The 14648-nt window shown below is 58.0% G+C and carries 15 protein-coding genes, 1 tRNA gene and 2 pseudogenes; 11 read left to right on the plus strand and 7 right to left on the minus strand.

Annotation, left to right across the window (positions count from 1 at the left end; all coding sequences use genetic code 11):
* The first annotated feature begins 96 nt into the window (after positions 1 to 96).
* From CKW22_RS22680 to CKW22_RS27385, 10 genes are all read left to right on the plus strand, one after another.
* Positions 97 to 723 carry a response regulator transcription factor gene (locus CKW22_RS22680; protein WP_033699811.1) on the plus strand — a complete coding sequence of 209 codons (627 nt, stop codon included), beginning with the start codon at positions 97 to 99 and terminating at the stop codon, positions 721 to 723.
* A 179-nt stretch (positions 724 to 902) separates the two neighbouring features.
* Positions 903 to 1457 (plus strand): fimbrial protein, encoded by a 555-nt coding sequence (locus tag CKW22_RS22685; RefSeq protein ID WP_033699813.1) that lies wholly within the window; start codon positions 903 to 905, stop codon positions 1455 to 1457.
* Between the two features lie 205 nt (positions 1458 to 1662).
* On the plus strand, positions 1663 to 2187 hold the full coding sequence (locus CKW22_RS27380) for a fimbrial protein (RefSeq protein WP_033699814.1): 525 nt from the start codon (positions 1663 to 1665) through the stop codon (positions 2185 to 2187).
* A gap of 46 nt (positions 2188 to 2233) precedes the next feature.
* Complete coding sequence (locus CKW22_RS22690; protein WP_201773250.1) at positions 2234 to 4723, plus strand: outer membrane usher protein; 2490 nt, start codon at positions 2234 to 2236, stop codon at positions 4721 to 4723.
* 22 nt (positions 4724 to 4745) lie between these two features.
* Complete coding sequence (locus tag CKW22_RS22695) at positions 4746 to 5504, plus strand: fimbria/pilus periplasmic chaperone (RefSeq protein ID WP_047583240.1); 759 nt, start codon at positions 4746 to 4748, stop codon at positions 5502 to 5504.
* An 86-nt stretch (positions 5505 to 5590) separates the two neighbouring features.
* Positions 5591 to 6109: a fimbrial protein gene (locus CKW22_RS22700; protein WP_160015246.1), complete on the plus strand. Its 519-nt coding sequence runs from the start codon at positions 5591 to 5593 to the stop codon at positions 6107 to 6109.
* A 10-nt stretch (positions 6110 to 6119) separates the two neighbouring features.
* Positions 6120 to 6599 carry a fimbrial protein gene (locus CKW22_RS22705; protein WP_160015248.1) on the plus strand — a complete coding sequence of 160 codons (480 nt, stop codon included), beginning with the start codon at positions 6120 to 6122 and terminating at the stop codon, positions 6597 to 6599.
* A complete protein-coding gene (locus CKW22_RS22710) occupies positions 6596 to 7099 on the plus strand; it encodes a fimbrial protein (RefSeq protein ID WP_050506091.1) in 504 nt (167 codons plus the stop codon). Before CKW22_RS22705 ends, CKW22_RS22710 begins: the two co-directional genes overlap by 4 nt.
* A gap of 8 nt (positions 7100 to 7107) precedes the next feature.
* Positions 7108 to 7641, plus strand: a complete 534-nt coding sequence (locus CKW22_RS22715; protein WP_050506092.1) for a fimbrial protein — start codon at positions 7108 to 7110, stop codon at positions 7639 to 7641.
* Between the two features lie 5 nt (positions 7642 to 7646).
* Positions 7647 to 8489: a hypothetical protein gene (locus CKW22_RS27385; RefSeq protein WP_143500793.1), complete on the plus strand. Its 843-nt coding sequence runs from the start codon at positions 7647 to 7649 to the stop codon at positions 8487 to 8489.
* Positions 8490 to 9084: 595 nt separating this feature from the next.
* On the opposite strand, the pseudogene CKW22_RS27625 reads toward CKW22_RS27385, so the two are convergent.
* The 7 genes and pseudogenes from CKW22_RS27625 to dapA all read right to left on the minus strand — a co-directional run bounded on the left by CKW22_RS27625 (position 9085) and on the right by dapA (position 13818).
* Positions 9085 to 9596 (minus strand): annotated as a pseudogene (locus CKW22_RS27625) (DUF2514 domain-containing protein).
* A pseudogene (locus CKW22_RS27990) lies at positions 9568 to 10013 on the minus strand (structural protein P5). Before CKW22_RS27990 ends, CKW22_RS27625 begins: the two co-directional pseudogenes overlap by 29 nt.
* A gap of 109 nt (positions 10014 to 10122) precedes the next feature.
* A tRNA-Ser gene (locus CKW22_RS22735) sits at positions 10123 to 10212 on the minus strand.
* Between the two features lie 92 nt (positions 10213 to 10304).
* Positions 10305 to 11015 (minus strand): phosphoribosylaminoimidazolesuccinocarboxamide synthase, encoded by a 711-nt coding sequence (gene purC, locus CKW22_RS22740; RefSeq protein ID WP_012315794.1) that lies wholly within the window; start codon positions 11013 to 11015, stop codon positions 10305 to 10307.
* Positions 11016 to 11044: 29 nt separating this feature from the next.
* Positions 11045 to 11803 (minus strand): MBL fold metallo-hydrolase, encoded by a 759-nt coding sequence (locus CKW22_RS22745; protein ID WP_033699821.1) that lies wholly within the window; start codon positions 11801 to 11803, stop codon positions 11045 to 11047.
* Positions 11804 to 12922 carry an outer membrane protein assembly factor BamC gene (gene bamC / locus CKW22_RS22750; protein WP_033699823.1) on the minus strand — a complete coding sequence of 373 codons (1119 nt, stop codon included), beginning with the start codon at positions 12920 to 12922 and terminating at the stop codon, positions 11804 to 11806.
* A gap of 17 nt (positions 12923 to 12939) precedes the next feature.
* On the minus strand, positions 12940 to 13818 hold the full coding sequence (gene dapA / locus CKW22_RS22755; protein WP_033699825.1) for a 4-hydroxy-tetrahydrodipicolinate synthase: 879 nt from the start codon (positions 13816 to 13818) through the stop codon (positions 12940 to 12942).
* A gap of 259 nt (positions 13819 to 14077) precedes the next feature.
* On the opposite strand from dapA, the gene CKW22_RS22760 reads away from it, so the two are divergent.
* Entirely contained in the window at positions 14078 to 14638 is a 561-nt protein-coding gene (locus tag CKW22_RS22760; protein ID WP_033699827.1) for a glycine cleavage system protein R, read from the plus strand.
* Positions 14639 to 14648 lie beyond the last annotated feature (10 nt).

Below are 14648 nucleotides of genomic sequence, written 5' to 3' on the forward strand. Positions count from 1 at the left end.
AGTACAGCTCTGTCCTACGCAGCTAATGGTGATAACCTGCTAGTGGCTTATCGATACCGTTCCGTAACAAGCGCGTTCTCAAGGTAGATTCACACTATGCATAGCGTTCTGATAGTTGACGATCATCCAGTCATTCGACTTGCAGTCCGGGTGCTGCTGGAAAAGCACGGCATGCGCGTGGTGGGCGAAGCGGACAATGGCCTGGATGCGGTTCAGCTGGTACGCGAGCTCAACCCGCAGGTGGTCATTCTCGATATTGGTATTCCCAAACTGGATGGGTTTACCGTTATCACCAAGATTAAAACGCTAGATGTGCGTAGCAAGGTGCTTATCCTGACTTCGCAACCTGCCGATTCGGTATGCCGTCGCTGTATCCAGTTAGGTGCACGCGGTTTCGTCAACAAGGAAGAGGACCTGGGCAGCCTGATTACAGCGATCAAATCGGTGGATGCCGGCTATACGTTTTTTCCCTCGCTCACGTTCGACAGTGTCAACCCTGCCGACCAACTGTCGGAACTGGAGCAGATTCGCTCATTAACCGCCCGGGAAGTGACGGTATTGCAATACTTGGCGCAGGGCTACTCGAACAAACAAATTGGCGACATGCTCTTTTTGAGCAATAAAACTGTGAGCACCTACAAAACGCGGCTATTGCAAAAGCTGGGCGCTACGTCGCTGGTTGACCTGGCGGAGTTTGCCAAACGCAATGAATTGACGCGGTAATCGCTGCATAAATGCACCCGTAGGAAATTTCCTATGCTTCCGTAGGCAATTTCCTACTCATTTCTTCCCTTTCGCCCCCTAGGCTTACTCCAGCTCAACGGTACACAGATACCCGAGCAGAAAGAGAGTGTTCAACTAAGCCCCCTTCAAGCACTTCACTATCAACCTAGGAGTATGAAATGAAAGTTAGTTCGTTGGCTGGCGCGATCATGGCAGTTGCCTTGGCATCCACCTCGGCTGTCACCTTTGCCCAAGATCAAGGTCACGGTCGCATTACCTTCAGGGGCGCAATTATTGAGGCACCGTGCTCCATCGCCCAAGAGTCGGCATACCAAACCGTCGAGATGGATCAAGTCTCCAATGTTTCCCTGAAAGACGGCGGAAAATCCACTCCGAAAACCTTCAAGATCGAACTGCGCGGTTGTGAACTGGGCGCACTGAAGTCGGCCACTGCAACCTTCACCGGTTCGCCTGCGTCCAACCCCGACCTGCTGGCTATCAGAGGTACGGCCCAAGGCGCCAGCCTGGCCATCGCCGATCACACCGGTGAGCTGATCAAGCTGGGTGACGCTTCTCCTGCCCAGACGCTGTCCAATGGCGACACCTACCTCGAGTTCAAAGCCTATCTGCAGGGTGACATGGTTGCCCCAGCTGGTGGCGGCGCAGCAACAGGAGCCGCAATCAAACCGGGTGACTTCGAAACGTTCGCCAACTTCACCCTCGCTTATCAGTAAGCTAATCCGTTACTGAGGTGCTCCGCAGTACGCAAGGATAGCGTGATGAGGTGCTCCGAAGTACGCACGGATCGCGTAATGAGGCGCCCCGCAGTACGCACGGATCGCGTAATGATGAGGTGCTCCGCAGTACGCACGGATCGCGTGATGAGGTGCCCCGCAGTAAGCACGGATCGCTTATTGCGGGGAGTTTGCGGAGGTTTAAATGATTCGCTCAACCGTCCTGCTGCTGACTCTATGCCCTCTAATCATGCCCACCAGTGCTGCCGATGCACTCGAAGGGCATGTACAACTGGGCGGGAGCATCGTGGACAGCGCCTGTAATATGCGAGTGGGTAGCGATCGTCAAACGATTGCGTTCAAACCTATGACACTGAATGGCCTGCTAAACGGCGATACATCATCGCAGCATTCCTTAACCCTCTATATCAGCGACTGTATTGCATCGGAAAAGCCCAACGACACCGATGTTTCCCAGCGCTTTAAACTGACATTCGAAGGACAACCCAATGGAAAGTACTTTGCTATCGAGGGCATCGCTAAAGGCATTGCCCTGCAAATAAAAGACCGCCAGGGTAAATTAGTATCGCCAGGCATGGTACTTGAGCACAACGAACTGTCTACTGACAGCCTAATGCTCAACTACTCATTGACGCTCGTTGGCGTCGGACATGCACTGGAAGCAGGCGATTATCACGCCACCATCAAGCTTAACATTCAGCACTTCTGAACTGCCCCACAATCATTTGTGCAGTTTCGCTCAAGGACTTAGTCACGTGAATCACCGTAAGGTACTGGCTACCACGGCGTTGTGCTGTATCGCGACGTGGGCAAGTGCAGCCGAAGAGTTCCAATTCAACACAGATGTACTGGACCTCAAAGATCGCGAGAACCTTGATCTTGGGGTGTTTGCTTCGGCCAACTTCATCATGCCCGGCCAATACAACCTGATGGTACACGTGAACCGCGATACGTTGACGGAGTTTGCTGTCGACTATCTTCCGGCCGAAGACGATCCGAAAAGCAGCGTCCCCTGTCTTTCGCCGGCATTGGTCAATGAACTGGGTCTGAAAGAACAGGTTATTAAGTCGCTCACCTGGTGGCGCGATGGCGCCTGCCTGGACCTGGCCAGCGTTACCGGCATGCAGGCCCGTGGCAACCTGGGCACTTCGGCATTGTACGTGAGCATTCCCCAAGAACAGTTGGAATATACTGCGCCGAACTGGGACCCACCATCTCGCTGGGACGAGGGCATTTCCGGTGTGCTTTTCGATTACAACCTCAATGCCCAGACCACCGACCGCACGCGGGGCAAAGGCCGCAGCGACAACCTCAGCGGCAACGGTACCGCCGGGATCAATCTCGGCGCCTGGCGCTTGCGTGGCGACTGGCAGACCCAGATGCAACGTAGTGACAACCAGCCGTCACAAAACCAATTCGCCTGGAGCCGTTTCTATGCGCTACGCGCGATGCCGTCTCTGCGCTCGAACCTGATCGTCGGGGAAGACTACCTCGACTCCAACCTGTTCGGTAGTTTCCGCTACACCGGGGTGAACCTGAGCAGCAACGACAACATGCTGCCCCCCAATCTAAGGGGTTATGCCCCGGAAGTCAGCGGTGTGGCCCGCACCAACGCGCGCGTGATCATTCGCCAGCAAGGCCGCGTGCTTTACGACACCCAAGTCCCCCCAGGGGCGTTTCGAATTCAGGATCTCAACGATGCGGTTTCTGGCCAGCTAGACGTGCGCGTCGAGGAACAGGATGGCAGCGTCCAGGAATTCCAGATGGACACGGCCAGCATTCCCTACCTGACACGTCCTGGCACGGTGCGCTACAAGCTGGCCACCGGCAAACCCTCTGACTGGGAACATCAACTCGATGGCCCCGCTTTCGCCACCGGTGAGTTTTCTTGGGGTGTGAGCAACGGCTGGTCGCTGTATGGCGGTAGCCTTGGTGCCAAGGACTATGGATCCCTCGCCGTTGGCGTTGGTCGCGACCTGATGGCTTTCGGTGCATTGTCATTCGACGTCACGCAGTCACGGGCCACGATCCCGGAACGTGACACACTGAGCGGTAAGTCCTACCGTGCCAGTTATTCCAAGCGGTTCGACGAGTACGACAGCCAGATTACCTTCGCCGGCTACCGGTTCTCCGAAGAGAACTACATGAGCATGAACGAATTCATCGAGGCCCGGCGTGGCAGCCAACCTTTGAACCAGAGCAAGGAGCTGTACACCGCGACGGTGAGCAAACAATTTCGCGATTCAGCTCTCAGCATGTACTTCAACTACAACCACCAGACTTACTGGAACAGCCAGGCAAGCGACCGCTACAGCCTGTCAGTGTCGCGCTATTTCGATGTCGGTGGTTTGAAGAACCTCAGCCTATCCCTGACCGCGTACCAGAACAAGGGCAAAGGCACCTCTGATGATGGTGCCTACTTATCGGTCAACATCCCCTGGGACAGCACGGGCTCGTTCAGTTACAGCTCGTCGGTCAATCGCGGCGACACTTCTCATAGCCTGAGCTATTACGACCGTATCGATGCGCGTAACAATTACATGCTCAGCGCGGGTAAGTCCTCCAGCGGAGCAATGGCCAGCGGTTTTCTGTCGCATGACGGGGATGAAGCTCAGGTAGTTGCGAGCGCCAGTTACCAGGCCGGTGAGTACACGTCGGCAGGACTGTCTCTGCAAGGCGGTGCCACGCTGACTGCACAAGGTGCGGCCCTGCATCGCAGCAATATCATGGGCGGCACGCGCCTGCTGGTTGATACCCAGGGCGTTGCCGACGTACCCGTGCGCGGCAACGGCGGGATAACTCGCACCAACCGTTTCGGCAAGGCGGTGGTGACGGACGTCAACAGCTACTACCGCAACCAGGCCAGCATTGTGCTGGACGACTTGGCCGACGATGTCGAAGCCACCCAGTCGATCACCCAGGCAACCCTGACCGAAGGCGCGATCGGCTACCGCCGTTTCGATGTGATCTCCGGCCGTAAGGCCATGGTCATCATTCGCATGGCCAATCACCGCGCGCCGCCCTTTGGCGCCAGCGCACGGAACAGCCGCGGCCAGGAGACCGGCATTGTTGGCGAAGAAGGATCGACTTACCTGAGCGGCATGAAGCCAGGCGAAACCATGTCGCTGCAATGGGACGGCAGCGCGCGCTGCCATTTCACACTGCCTGACCAGGTGGTATCGCCCGAACGACAACTGGAACTGCTTTGCCAGCCCGTCAGCGATACGGACGACTCCGCCGCTTAATCTATTTGCAATAGGTACTTCTATGAACACCCGTTTTAAATGCATCAGCCTGACTTTGCTTGCCCTCGCTGGCACCTGCGCGGCGAAAACCTGCCTGGCCGCAGTGTCGCTAGACCGTACCCGAGTCATTTTTACCGGCAGCGAGAAATCGATCAGCCTCAGCGTCAGTAACCAGAACACCCAACTGCCCTACCTTGCACAGGCGTGGATCGAGAATGAGCAGGCCGAAAAAATTACTAGCCCCCTGGTGGTAGTGCCGCCCATCCAGCGGCTGGAAGCAGGGGGCAACAGCCAGGTAAAGATTCAAGGCTTGCCTGAGCTTAGCCAACTGCCCCAGGACCGCGAATCGTTGTTCTACTTCAACCTGCGCGAAATCCCGCCACGCAGCGACCAGCCCAATACCTTGCAAATTGCCCTGCAAACGCGTGTGAAGCTGTTTTATCGACCGGCGGCGATCGTCGCGAGGTCCGGTGTTAACGAAGCCCCGTGGCAGGAAAAGCTGACCCTGACCCGCCAGAACGACCGCTATCTAGTGAACAATCCGACGCCATACTACGTCACCCTGATCGATGCCACGCCCAACCTCAAGGCCGCCAGCGCAACCGACTTCAAACCCCTGATGATCGCCCCTAGAGGCCAACTCGACCTGGGCGTAAGCAGCAAGGCGCTGGGCGACAAGCCAGTGCTGACCTACGTCAATGACTTTGGCGGCCGCCCGCAACTGCAGTTCAACTGTACTGCAGACAGCTGCAACGCCAGCCCCGTTGACAGCAATCGCTGACACCCGACGACTTATTCCAGTGAGGGCAAATCATGAAGCCTGGACTCCGTATCTGTCTTGCCGCCTGGCTATGTAATGCCAGTGTCTTGACCCATGCCGCCGGCAATCTTGCTCAGACGGCCGAATTCCAGGTCACCGGCACCTTGTTAGAAAGCGCCTGCTACCTGGACCCCAGTTCTGCGTACCAGACTCTGTCGCTGGGCGATTTGAGCACTGCCCGCCTGTTGCGCATTGGCGATCAGGGTGCGCCTATAGCCCTGCATCTCAAACTGCAAGGCTGTATACGCGTCAACGGCGGACGTCAGGATGAGCAGCAAGGCACCTTGGTCTGGAGCGCCATCGAGCCGGTAGCCACGATGGCGTTCAACGCGGTCGCCGATGCCAATACGCCCGCGCTTATAAGGGTGAGCGGCGCCGAGGGTTTCGGCCTACGCCTGCTAGATATCCAAGGCAACGATGTACGCCTGGGCCGAACCGCCCCCGGGTGGTTCGTCTCCCCGGGTGACAACCAACTGACATACTACATCCGCCCTGAGCGCACATCCGCCCCTTTGCGCCCGGGCGCCTTCCGCGCCAGCCTCAATGTGAATCTTGCATATGACTAAGGGTCTGGCAATGACCGTCGCACGGCCCGCACTGCTAGCCATACTGTTTGCTTGCGCAACCATGACGCATGCCATCGAGCAAAAGGTGACGATCGAGGGTGTCATCTATGCGGCGATCCCGTGCGTGATCAATAAAAACGCCCCCATCACTGCCCCCTTTGGCGATGTGCAGACCACCGGCATCGATGGCACGTACAAGACCATCACCCTGGAATACGCACTCGACTGCAGCCGCTCCGCGACCAATGAGTTACGCATTCAAGTACGCGGTACCCCAGCGTTCGATCCTCAACTGTTAGTGGTACGCGGTTACGACAACCTCGGTATCGCCTTGAAGAAAGACGGTGTGCCGCTTGCGCTCAATACCTGGGCAGATATAGACACCCGCAAACAGCCTGTGCTGCAAGCCGTCTTGGTCAAGCGCGAAAACAGTGAGGTTCAAGCCGGCAAATTGGATGCCAGCGCAACTCTCGTGGTGGATTATCGATGATTATGCTGCACCGCACCTTTGCGATACTTTCGATCGCCACCCTGCCCCTAATTTGTGCTGGCGCGGACAACCTGAAGTTCACCGGCAACCTGCTGGCGCCGCCGGGCTGCACTGTCAGCGACAAAGGCGGCCGTATCAATGTGCGCTTCGAGCGCAATATCGCCGTTAATCGCATTGATGGCGAACTTTATCGCCAGGCGATTCCGTACCAGATCTCATGCCCGGGTGCTTCCGGGACTGGTATCACTTGGCACATGCGCTTGACTCTCATAGGCAAGTATGCGGATTTCGACCATACCGCACTGACAAGCTCTGTGAACGACCTAGGCATCAAGGTACTGCTCGGCGGTACCACACTCATTCCTAATGAGCCTCGAGAGATCGATGTGAACGCATCCACACCACCGATACTGGAGGCCGTGCCGGTGAAGCTTGCCGCTGCGGAGTTACCCAGCACCAACTTTACCGCTTCGGCACTTCTGATGGCTGAACTCTACTAGGAGGCTGTATGGGCAATTGGGCCATTATCCTGACCATCTGGCTCTCCGCCAGCCTGTGGGTCTCGGCGGTGCAAGCAGCAGAAGATAACCTGTACTTCTCAGGAACGCTGGTGAATGAGCCTTGCGTGCTTGATGAGAGAGATGAGTTGATCAAATTGGACTTCAAAAGCGTGGTCAACAAGGACCTTTATCTCAACGGGAGAACCAAAGGGCGGCCGATCGTGCTGCGGTTGAACAATTGCGACTTAGACGTCGGAAAACGCATGGTCAATATCACGTTCAGCGGCAATGAAAGCAGCGAACCGCCGGGCCTGCTGTTGCTGCAAAGCACCACTGTACAAGGCTTGATGGTAGGACTGGAGACGGCGGGCGGTACCGCACTGCCGCTGAACAAGAACCATCCCATGGGCGAACTGACCAGCGGCTATAACGCGCTCAACTTCAATGCCTACTTGAAAGGAGCACCCGAGGTTCTAGCCAATCGCACCCTAGGACTAGGCGATTTTGAAGCGTCAATGACCTTTGAACTGAGTTACGAGTAACGACCATGAAAGCCTCATACACGACCACGTTACGCCGCACCATTGCATTAGTACTACTGTGTGTTGTAGCTGCACAAGCACAAGCGATCAACATCACGACGACGCAAAGTCGTTATGAGCAGGGGGGTGTACGTTACTACTTTACCGTAACCGACTGGACAACAACTACAAGTGGGGTAAATCCGTGTAGGGATAGCGACCCACTATTAAACACTTGCAATATTATGTTGTCAGCGACCAAGGTTTCGTGGGGGCCGGGCTACCAGGTAGGTCATTACGCTATATGGAGCGTACCTATTCGGCGAGAACTTTCAACCTTGGGCGACCTGTACTCCGACCTACAGGCTGTCGGCTTCAGAGTTCCTCTAAGCGGCTCGATTCTAGTAGCTAACCAAGACGCAAGCAATAATTTATGTATCTCTTTTGCATATGCAACAACCTCTGGAAATCTTGGCGCCGCATTTAACTTGTTCGGCCCGTGCACCCGTGTTGTTGCTCCGACGCTACAATGCGATATCACAGGGGACACCAATATCAACCACAAAACTTTATCCGACATTGAAGCCAACGGGGCTAAGGCTTCGACCAAGCTCCAGCTAAAGTGTCGGGGCCCGGCCAGCGTCACCGTCTCAGCATCCAGAACAGACACTAACGGGGTGCAGCTCAGAGACGACAAAAGCCTGTACTCGAAGATCACGATCAATGGCAAGGACGCCACAGCGGGTATCAACGTGACCGTTCCAAATGGCCAAGCCCCATTAAACATCGAGTCGACCCTTGCCACCCGGGGAACCGTGGCCCCCGGTGCGTTCTCTGGCTCGACAGTTATTACCGTTACACCACCTTAAATTTAATGCCCTCGTGACTGGATGGCAAAAAAACAAGTTAAGCCGTCGCTAGTTCCCTGACATCCTGTCACGAGTGTCTAAACGTCCTATTTGCTAATAGAGGAACTACGGAGCATGCTAACCCACGCCTCATAGGCCGCTTCGTGACGACTCACTGCATTAGCCCACACATCACCCGTTACGTTCCTTGCCACTACAAGCATCATAAGGAGATTTGTTGAAGCGTCAATTTCAAGCAACAAGCGATGGGATTCAAAGCGAAAGTCATCAAGCACAAGCATAAATCCAGCTCCACCAACTAGACAAGAAATTCAATTAAGTCCAAGCTCTCTGTAAATATATGCGCTCCGACTCTTTAATGCAAAATACTTTTAGCATCTCATCTCAGCAAGCCCTGCAGCGCAACCTTATGATAACGAATCGTATTGGGCGACTCACTCACAGATTGATCATGATCATCGAGGGCGGTCATCTAAAGAACTCTAAACTCTAAGTACAGAAAGCCTTCTACTTTTCGCGGCTCGACAACCTTCACCTCGAAGGCTTAATCGAGTTCAGAATCACGACCTTACAGAGCCCTACTCCTGCATTTTGTTTATCTTTTTAGAGCAATGTAAGACGCCTTACACGCACGCCCAGTTGACAGGGCTCGGTCATAAGCTTTCGCCAATTCTCCCGCTCGAGCATCGGCCCGTGTGAGTAAATCTGAGAGCACCGTGGCGGAAGGGTGGCTGCCTGGCCTTGGGTGATAGCGGCGATATACATACCGGGGCAACTGACGGTGACTATGAGCTGGGTGGCTTAACTGCGCAGCCGGTGACCAGCAGCATCGGCGTCAGTAGCGCCAGCACCAGCAATCGTTCTTTCGTCATACGCTTTTACCCGCGCCTCTTGCTGCGCGTTTGCGCTCCGGTGATCTTCCTGGTGCGCCGATCGTTCGCCGATTACCTCGACCAAGCGGTCGCCGCTGCCCCGTTGCACTGATGCCTGACCGCCCTTCGCCCGCTATGCCGTGCTGGTAGCCCCCCAATGGGACGCCAGAAGTACAAGAAGAGCGGCAGCCGCGCAGGCCAGACGCTCATGCCAAAGCCCGCCGGATACACTCATCAATTATCATCAACGGATACAGGTTACCGCCGCTCTCATGGATGATGATACCGAGCACCACCTTGCGCAGCGTGGCTGGGTCTTTGATGTCGATCGGGTCCGCGCCCGGACGCCCAGGCGCTTGACCACGACAGCAGCATAGCCCTGGGTGTCGTTCTCGCTGCTCGGTACCCAACGGTTGATGGTCTCGAGCCCTGTATCGATGCCGTTCCCGCCCACGCCAGGCATACCGGCCTTGCCGCGGTAGTTGATCAGCAGCTTGCAAGGCACGGATGCCATTCTCTGTATTGTCAAATCGGGCAAAGCGCGGGCTTCCGCCTCTTCTTTCCGGCCGAGCTGCCACTGCTAGGCGTTGCGCGGATTGTAATTGATGTTGCAGGGGTTCTTGGTCCGAACGCCGCTTTTCGTAGTAGGCAATGGCGGAATGATAGCGAACGCTTGGGGGGAAATACACGCTCCCCCATTCCCCCAAATTTCCCCAAACGAAAAAACCCCGAGGGCTATACAGCGCTCGGGGCCTTTAATATGGCGGAGAGATAGGGATTTGAACCCTAGGTACTGTTGCCAGTACAACGGATTTCGAATCCGTCCCGTTCGACCACTCCGGCATCTCTCCAATGCCGCGCATCATACCAGCGAATTCTGAAAACGCAAACCTTTATTTTCAAAAAAATCGCGTGGTATCAGGCGCTTGCGTGAACAGGCCGCTTACAGCGGCACGCCCAGGCGCTTGGCAACTTCTTCGTAGGCTTCGATCACGTCGCCCAGGCCCTGGCGGAAGCGGTCCTTGTCCATCTTCTTGCGGGTTTCTTTGTCCCACAGGCGGCAGCCGTCGGGGCTGAATTCGTCGCCCAGGACGATCTGGCCGTGGAACACGCCGAACTCCAGCTTGAAGTCGACCAGCAACAGGCCTGCGTCATCGAACAGCTTGTTCAGCACTTCGTTGACTTTCAGCGACAGCTTTTTCATCTCTGCCAGCTGCTCGGCGGTGCCCCAGCCGAACGCGACAACGTGGGATTCGTTGATGAAGGGGTCGCCCTTCTCGTCGTTCTTCAGGAACAGTTCGAAGGTGGACGGCTCCAGCTTGATGCCCTCCTCCACGCCCAGACGCTTGACCAGGCTGCCCGCCGCGTAGTTACGCACCACGCACTCGACCGGGATCATGTCGAGCTTCTTCACCAGGCACTCGTTGTCGCCCAGCAGCTTGTCGAACTGGGTCGGCACGCCGGCTTCTTCGAGCTTTTGCATGATGAAGGCGTTGAACTTGTTGTTCACCATGCCTTTGCGGTCGAGCTGTTCGATACGCTTGCCGTCGAACGCCGAGGTGTCGTTGCGGAACAGCAGGATCAAGCGGTCGGCGTCGTCGGTCTTGTAAACCGATTTGGCCTTGCCGCGGTAAAGTTCTTCGCGTTTTTCCATGATGGGCTCCGCTTGCTTGAGTAGTTGGGCTAGGCGATTTCGCGCCAGTCGAGCCCGTGTTCCTGATTCGCCACCTGAAGCCAGTCTGGGTCGCACCCAAGGGTGTCGACGAAGCACTGGCGGGCCAGTTGTGGCAGGTTGTTCTTGCTGCTGAGGTGGGCCAGCACCAGGTGTTGCAGGTTGCTCCAGCCCAACTCGTCCACCAGGCGCGCGGCCTGGTGATTGTTCAAATGCCCTTGCATGCCACCTACCCGCTGCTTCAGGAACGACGGGTAGTGACCGCGTGCCAGCATGTCGCGGCAGTGATTGGCTTCGATCAACAGGGCATCCAGGCCCTGGTAGCGCTCCAGCAACAAGGCATCGTACGAGCCCAGGTCGGTGAGCATGCCGAAACGCCGCCGGCCGTCGCTGAGCACGTACTGCAACGGCTCGTAGGCGTCGTGCTCGACGCGCGCTGCCGTCACCTCCAGGCCACCGATGCGCAGGCTGTCGCCACAAGCGAGAAAACCGGCCACCTCCACCGGCTTGCGCAGGCCGCGCAACGTCCCTTGGCTGAGGTAGACCGGTACATTGTAGCGCCGCGACAGCAACCCCACCCCATGCACATGGTCGGCATGTTCGTGGGTAACCAGCACCGCGCTCAGCTGTGCCGCCGAGACCCCGAGCAGCGCCAGGCGCCGCTCGGTCTCACGCAGGGAGAACCCGCAATCGACCAGGATGAACGTGTCACCACTGGCGATCAGCGTGCCGTTTCCCTGGCTGCCGCTTCCGAGTACCGCGAAGCGCACTTAACCCAGGTGGTCCTGAATGGCGCTCAGCACACGGCGGGCGACATCGGCCGGAGCCACGGTGTTGATGTTTTTCTCGACGGTGACCTGCACGCTCTCGCCGACCTTGCTCAGGCGTACCTGGTAGCGCTCGGCACGGGCTTCACGCTCTTCCTTGGTCGGTGCACTGCCGAACATGCGGCTGAAGAAGCCCGGCTCGTTCTGCTTGTCGTCAGGCTTTTCGGACAGGTTGATGTAGTACAGGCCCAGGCTGCGGTTGATGTCTTCGACACGCCACTCGCCACCTTGCTCCAGGGCACGGCCCACGCTGGACCAGGCGCGATCCAGGTCGGCGCCCAGGAACAGTACCGGGTTGCCGCTGCCGTCTTCGCTCAGGCTGACGCGGCTTGGCGCATCGAAATCGCGCGCGGCCAGCAGCGAGACAGACCCGCCCTTCTCGGCGCTGCGGTTCATGCTGGCGAGCATTTCGTCAACCAGCAGGGCATCGGCGCCGGTATTGCTGGAGGTGGACGGGAAACCAGGCTCGGCGGTGCTGCCAGCCGGGCGCTCGACGCTGACGATGTACACCTCGGAGGTGTTGCGCTGCACGCCGGGCTCCATGCGTACACGCACGCGCACTTCGCTGTCGCCGCTGCTGGCGGTGCTCGCCAGGCGCTGGCCGAGCGAGGCCGAGAGTTCATCGAAACGCTGCCAGCTGGTATTGAATTCGCCGGTTTGCGGGCGCTCTTCGGCAATGCGGAAGCCATTGTCTTCAAAGAACTGACGGGCCGCAGGCCAGACTTCGGCTGGCGAGCGCTGGGCCAGCACCCAACGGCTGTTGCCGCTGCGTTGCAAGCTGAAGTCGCTGACTTCGGCACCGGCCGTCAGCGGTTGCGGACGCGGCACTTCGAACTCGCCGGTGGCGCTGTCATCGGCAACGTTACGCGGAATAGGCAACAGCGGGTCGAGGCGCTTGACGTTGCTGGCGTCCGGCGGCAGCTGCATCGGCGCGGTCGGGTGCGCCTGCAGGTAATCGCTGCCGCGGTCGCGGAAATAACCCTCGTCGCCCCACAGCCAGCCGCAACCGCTGGTGCTGGAAATGATCAGGGCAAGGGCGGAAAGACCAGCCAGTCGCTTCATGCGGTGTACTTCCTCGATTAAACCAGTACGCCGGACTGGCGCAAGGCAGTACGGACTTTTTCGTGACAGCCTTCGCTCAACCAGGTCAGCGGCAGGCGAATGCCTTTGTGCATCAGGCCCATTTCGACGAGCGCCCATTTCACCGGAATCGGGTTGGCTTCGCAGAACAGGTCTTTATGCAGCGGCATGAGTGTTTCGTTGATTGCGCGGGCCTTCTCGGCATTGCCCTCAAGGGCGGCCTCGCACAAGTCGGCCATTTCGCGCGGGGCGACGTTGGCCGTCACGGAGATGTTGCCCTTGCCGCCCAGCAGGATCAGCTCGACAGCCGTCGGGTCGTCGCCGGACATGACGATGAAGTCTTTGCTGACGCCATCGAGGATGGCCTTGGCACGGGCCAGGTCGCCGGTGGCTTCCTTGATGCCGATGATGTTCGGCACGGTCGACAGGCGGATCACGGTCTCGGCCTGCATGTCGCAGGAGGTGCGGCCGGGTACGTTGTAGAGGATCTGCGGGATGTCGACGGCTTCGGCGATGTGCTTGAAGTGCTGGTACAAGCCTTCCTGGGTCGGCTTGTTGTAGTACGGCACGACCAGCAGGCAGGCGTCGGCGCCGGCGTTTTTGGCGTTCTGGGTCAGGTGCACGGCTTCCGAGGTGGAGTTGGCGCCAGTGCCCGCGATGACCGGGATGCGGCCAGCGACACGCTTGACCACGAATTCGATGACCTCGATGTGCTCTTCGACGGTCAGGGTGGCCGACTCGCCGGTAGTACCGACGGCGACGATGGCGTGAGTGCCGTTTTCCAGGTGGAAGTCTACAAGTTTGCCGAGGCTGTCCCAGTCAAGACGCCCTTGTGCATCCATGGGAGTGACCAATGCCACCATACTGCCCGCAATCATGTAACTGCTCCTGCCGGAAAAAGAGAGCGGTAATGGTACTGGGGGCATCGGCCTTGCACAAGCGAAGCAGGCGGGCGGAGCATTCCCCTCGGCGGCTTAATTCGCTACCCTTGATCCTTTGATCGGTGCAGCGCGGCCCGCCGGGCCGTCGACCTTGCTCCCCGCCGGCGTCCACGACCTCGCATGCGAGCCCCGGGCACTGCCGACTGGAGGCTTTTGCCTGTCCTGCACCGACCGCTCATCGCTTTAGGAATGCTGCATGTCCACCCCCACCGTCCGCGAACAATTCCTTGTCATCAGTGCCCTGGGCCCAAACCCCATGGAACTGGCCAACGTCCTCAGCCGCGCTGCCGTCGAGAACCGCTGCGCGGTAGTCACCTCGCGCCTGAGCCGCCATGGCGAGACCAGCGCCCTGGTGCTGCAGGTCGGTGGCAGCTGGGACGCCCTGGCGCGTCTTGAAGCCTCCCTGCCTGGCCTGGGCAAAAAGCACGGCCTGACCCTCGATGTGGTGCGCAGCGCCGACCAGGAGGTACGCCCGCAGGCGCTGCCTTACGTGGCCTATGTCAGCGCGGCCTACCGCCCCGACATCATCAACGAGCTGTGCCAGTTCTTCCTCGACCACCGTGTCGAGCTCGAAGCCATGACCTGCGACACCTACCTGGCGCCACAGACCGGCAGCAGCATGCTCAACGCCCAGTTCACCGTGATTTTGCCGGCCGGCACCCAGATCAGCTGGCTGCGTGACCAGTTCCTGGACTTTGCCGATGCCTTGAACCTGGATGCGCTGATCGAGCCTTGGCGCCCACAGAACCCCATGTAAGGAAGCCCCC

The organism is Pseudomonas sp. Irchel s3f19 (genome assembly GCF_900187555.1).
Classification (GTDB): Bacteria; Pseudomonadota; Gammaproteobacteria; order Pseudomonadales; family Pseudomonadaceae; genus Aquipseudomonas; species Aquipseudomonas capeferrum.

Bases quoted from the DNA above. Each gene is read 5' to 3' on its own strand.
- CKW22_RS22680 (WP_033699811.1), top strand. From the start codon at position 97: ATGCATAGCGTTCTGATAGTTGACGATCATCCAGTCATTCGACTTGCA.
- CKW22_RS22685 (WP_033699813.1), top strand. From the start codon at position 903: ATGAAAGTTAGTTCGTTGGCTGGCGCGATCATGGCAGTTGCCTTGGCA.
- CKW22_RS27380 (WP_033699814.1), top strand. From the start codon at position 1,663: ATGATTCGCTCAACCGTCCTGCTGCTGACTCTATGCCCTCTAATCATG.
- CKW22_RS22695 (WP_047583240.1), top strand. From the start codon at position 4,746: ATGAACACCCGTTTTAAATGCATCAGCCTGACTTTGCTTGCCCTCGCT.
- CKW22_RS22705 (WP_160015248.1), top strand. From the start codon at position 6,120: ATGACCGTCGCACGGCCCGCACTGCTAGCCATACTGTTTGCTTGCGCA.
- CKW22_RS22710 (WP_050506091.1), top strand. From the start codon at position 6,596: ATGATTATGCTGCACCGCACCTTTGCGATACTTTCGATCGCCACCCTG.
- CKW22_RS22715 (WP_050506092.1), top strand. From the start codon at position 7,108: ATGGGCAATTGGGCCATTATCCTGACCATCTGGCTCTCCGCCAGCCTG.
- CKW22_RS27385 (WP_143500793.1), top strand. From the start codon at position 7,647: ATGAAAGCCTCATACACGACCACGTTACGCCGCACCATTGCATTAGTA.
- purC (WP_012315794.1), bottom strand. From the start codon at position 11,015: ATGGAAAAACGCGAAGAACTTTACCGCGGCAAGGCCAAATCGGTTTAC.
- bamC (WP_033699823.1), bottom strand. From the start codon at position 12,922: ATGAAGCGACTGGCTGGTCTTTCCGCCCTTGCCCTGATCATTTCCAGC.
- dapA (WP_033699825.1), bottom strand. From the start codon at position 13,818: ATGATTGCGGGCAGTATGGTGGCATTGGTCACTCCCATGGATGCACAA.
- CKW22_RS22760 (WP_033699827.1), top strand. From the start codon at position 14,078: ATGTCCACCCCCACCGTCCGCGAACAATTCCTTGTCATCAGTGCCCTG.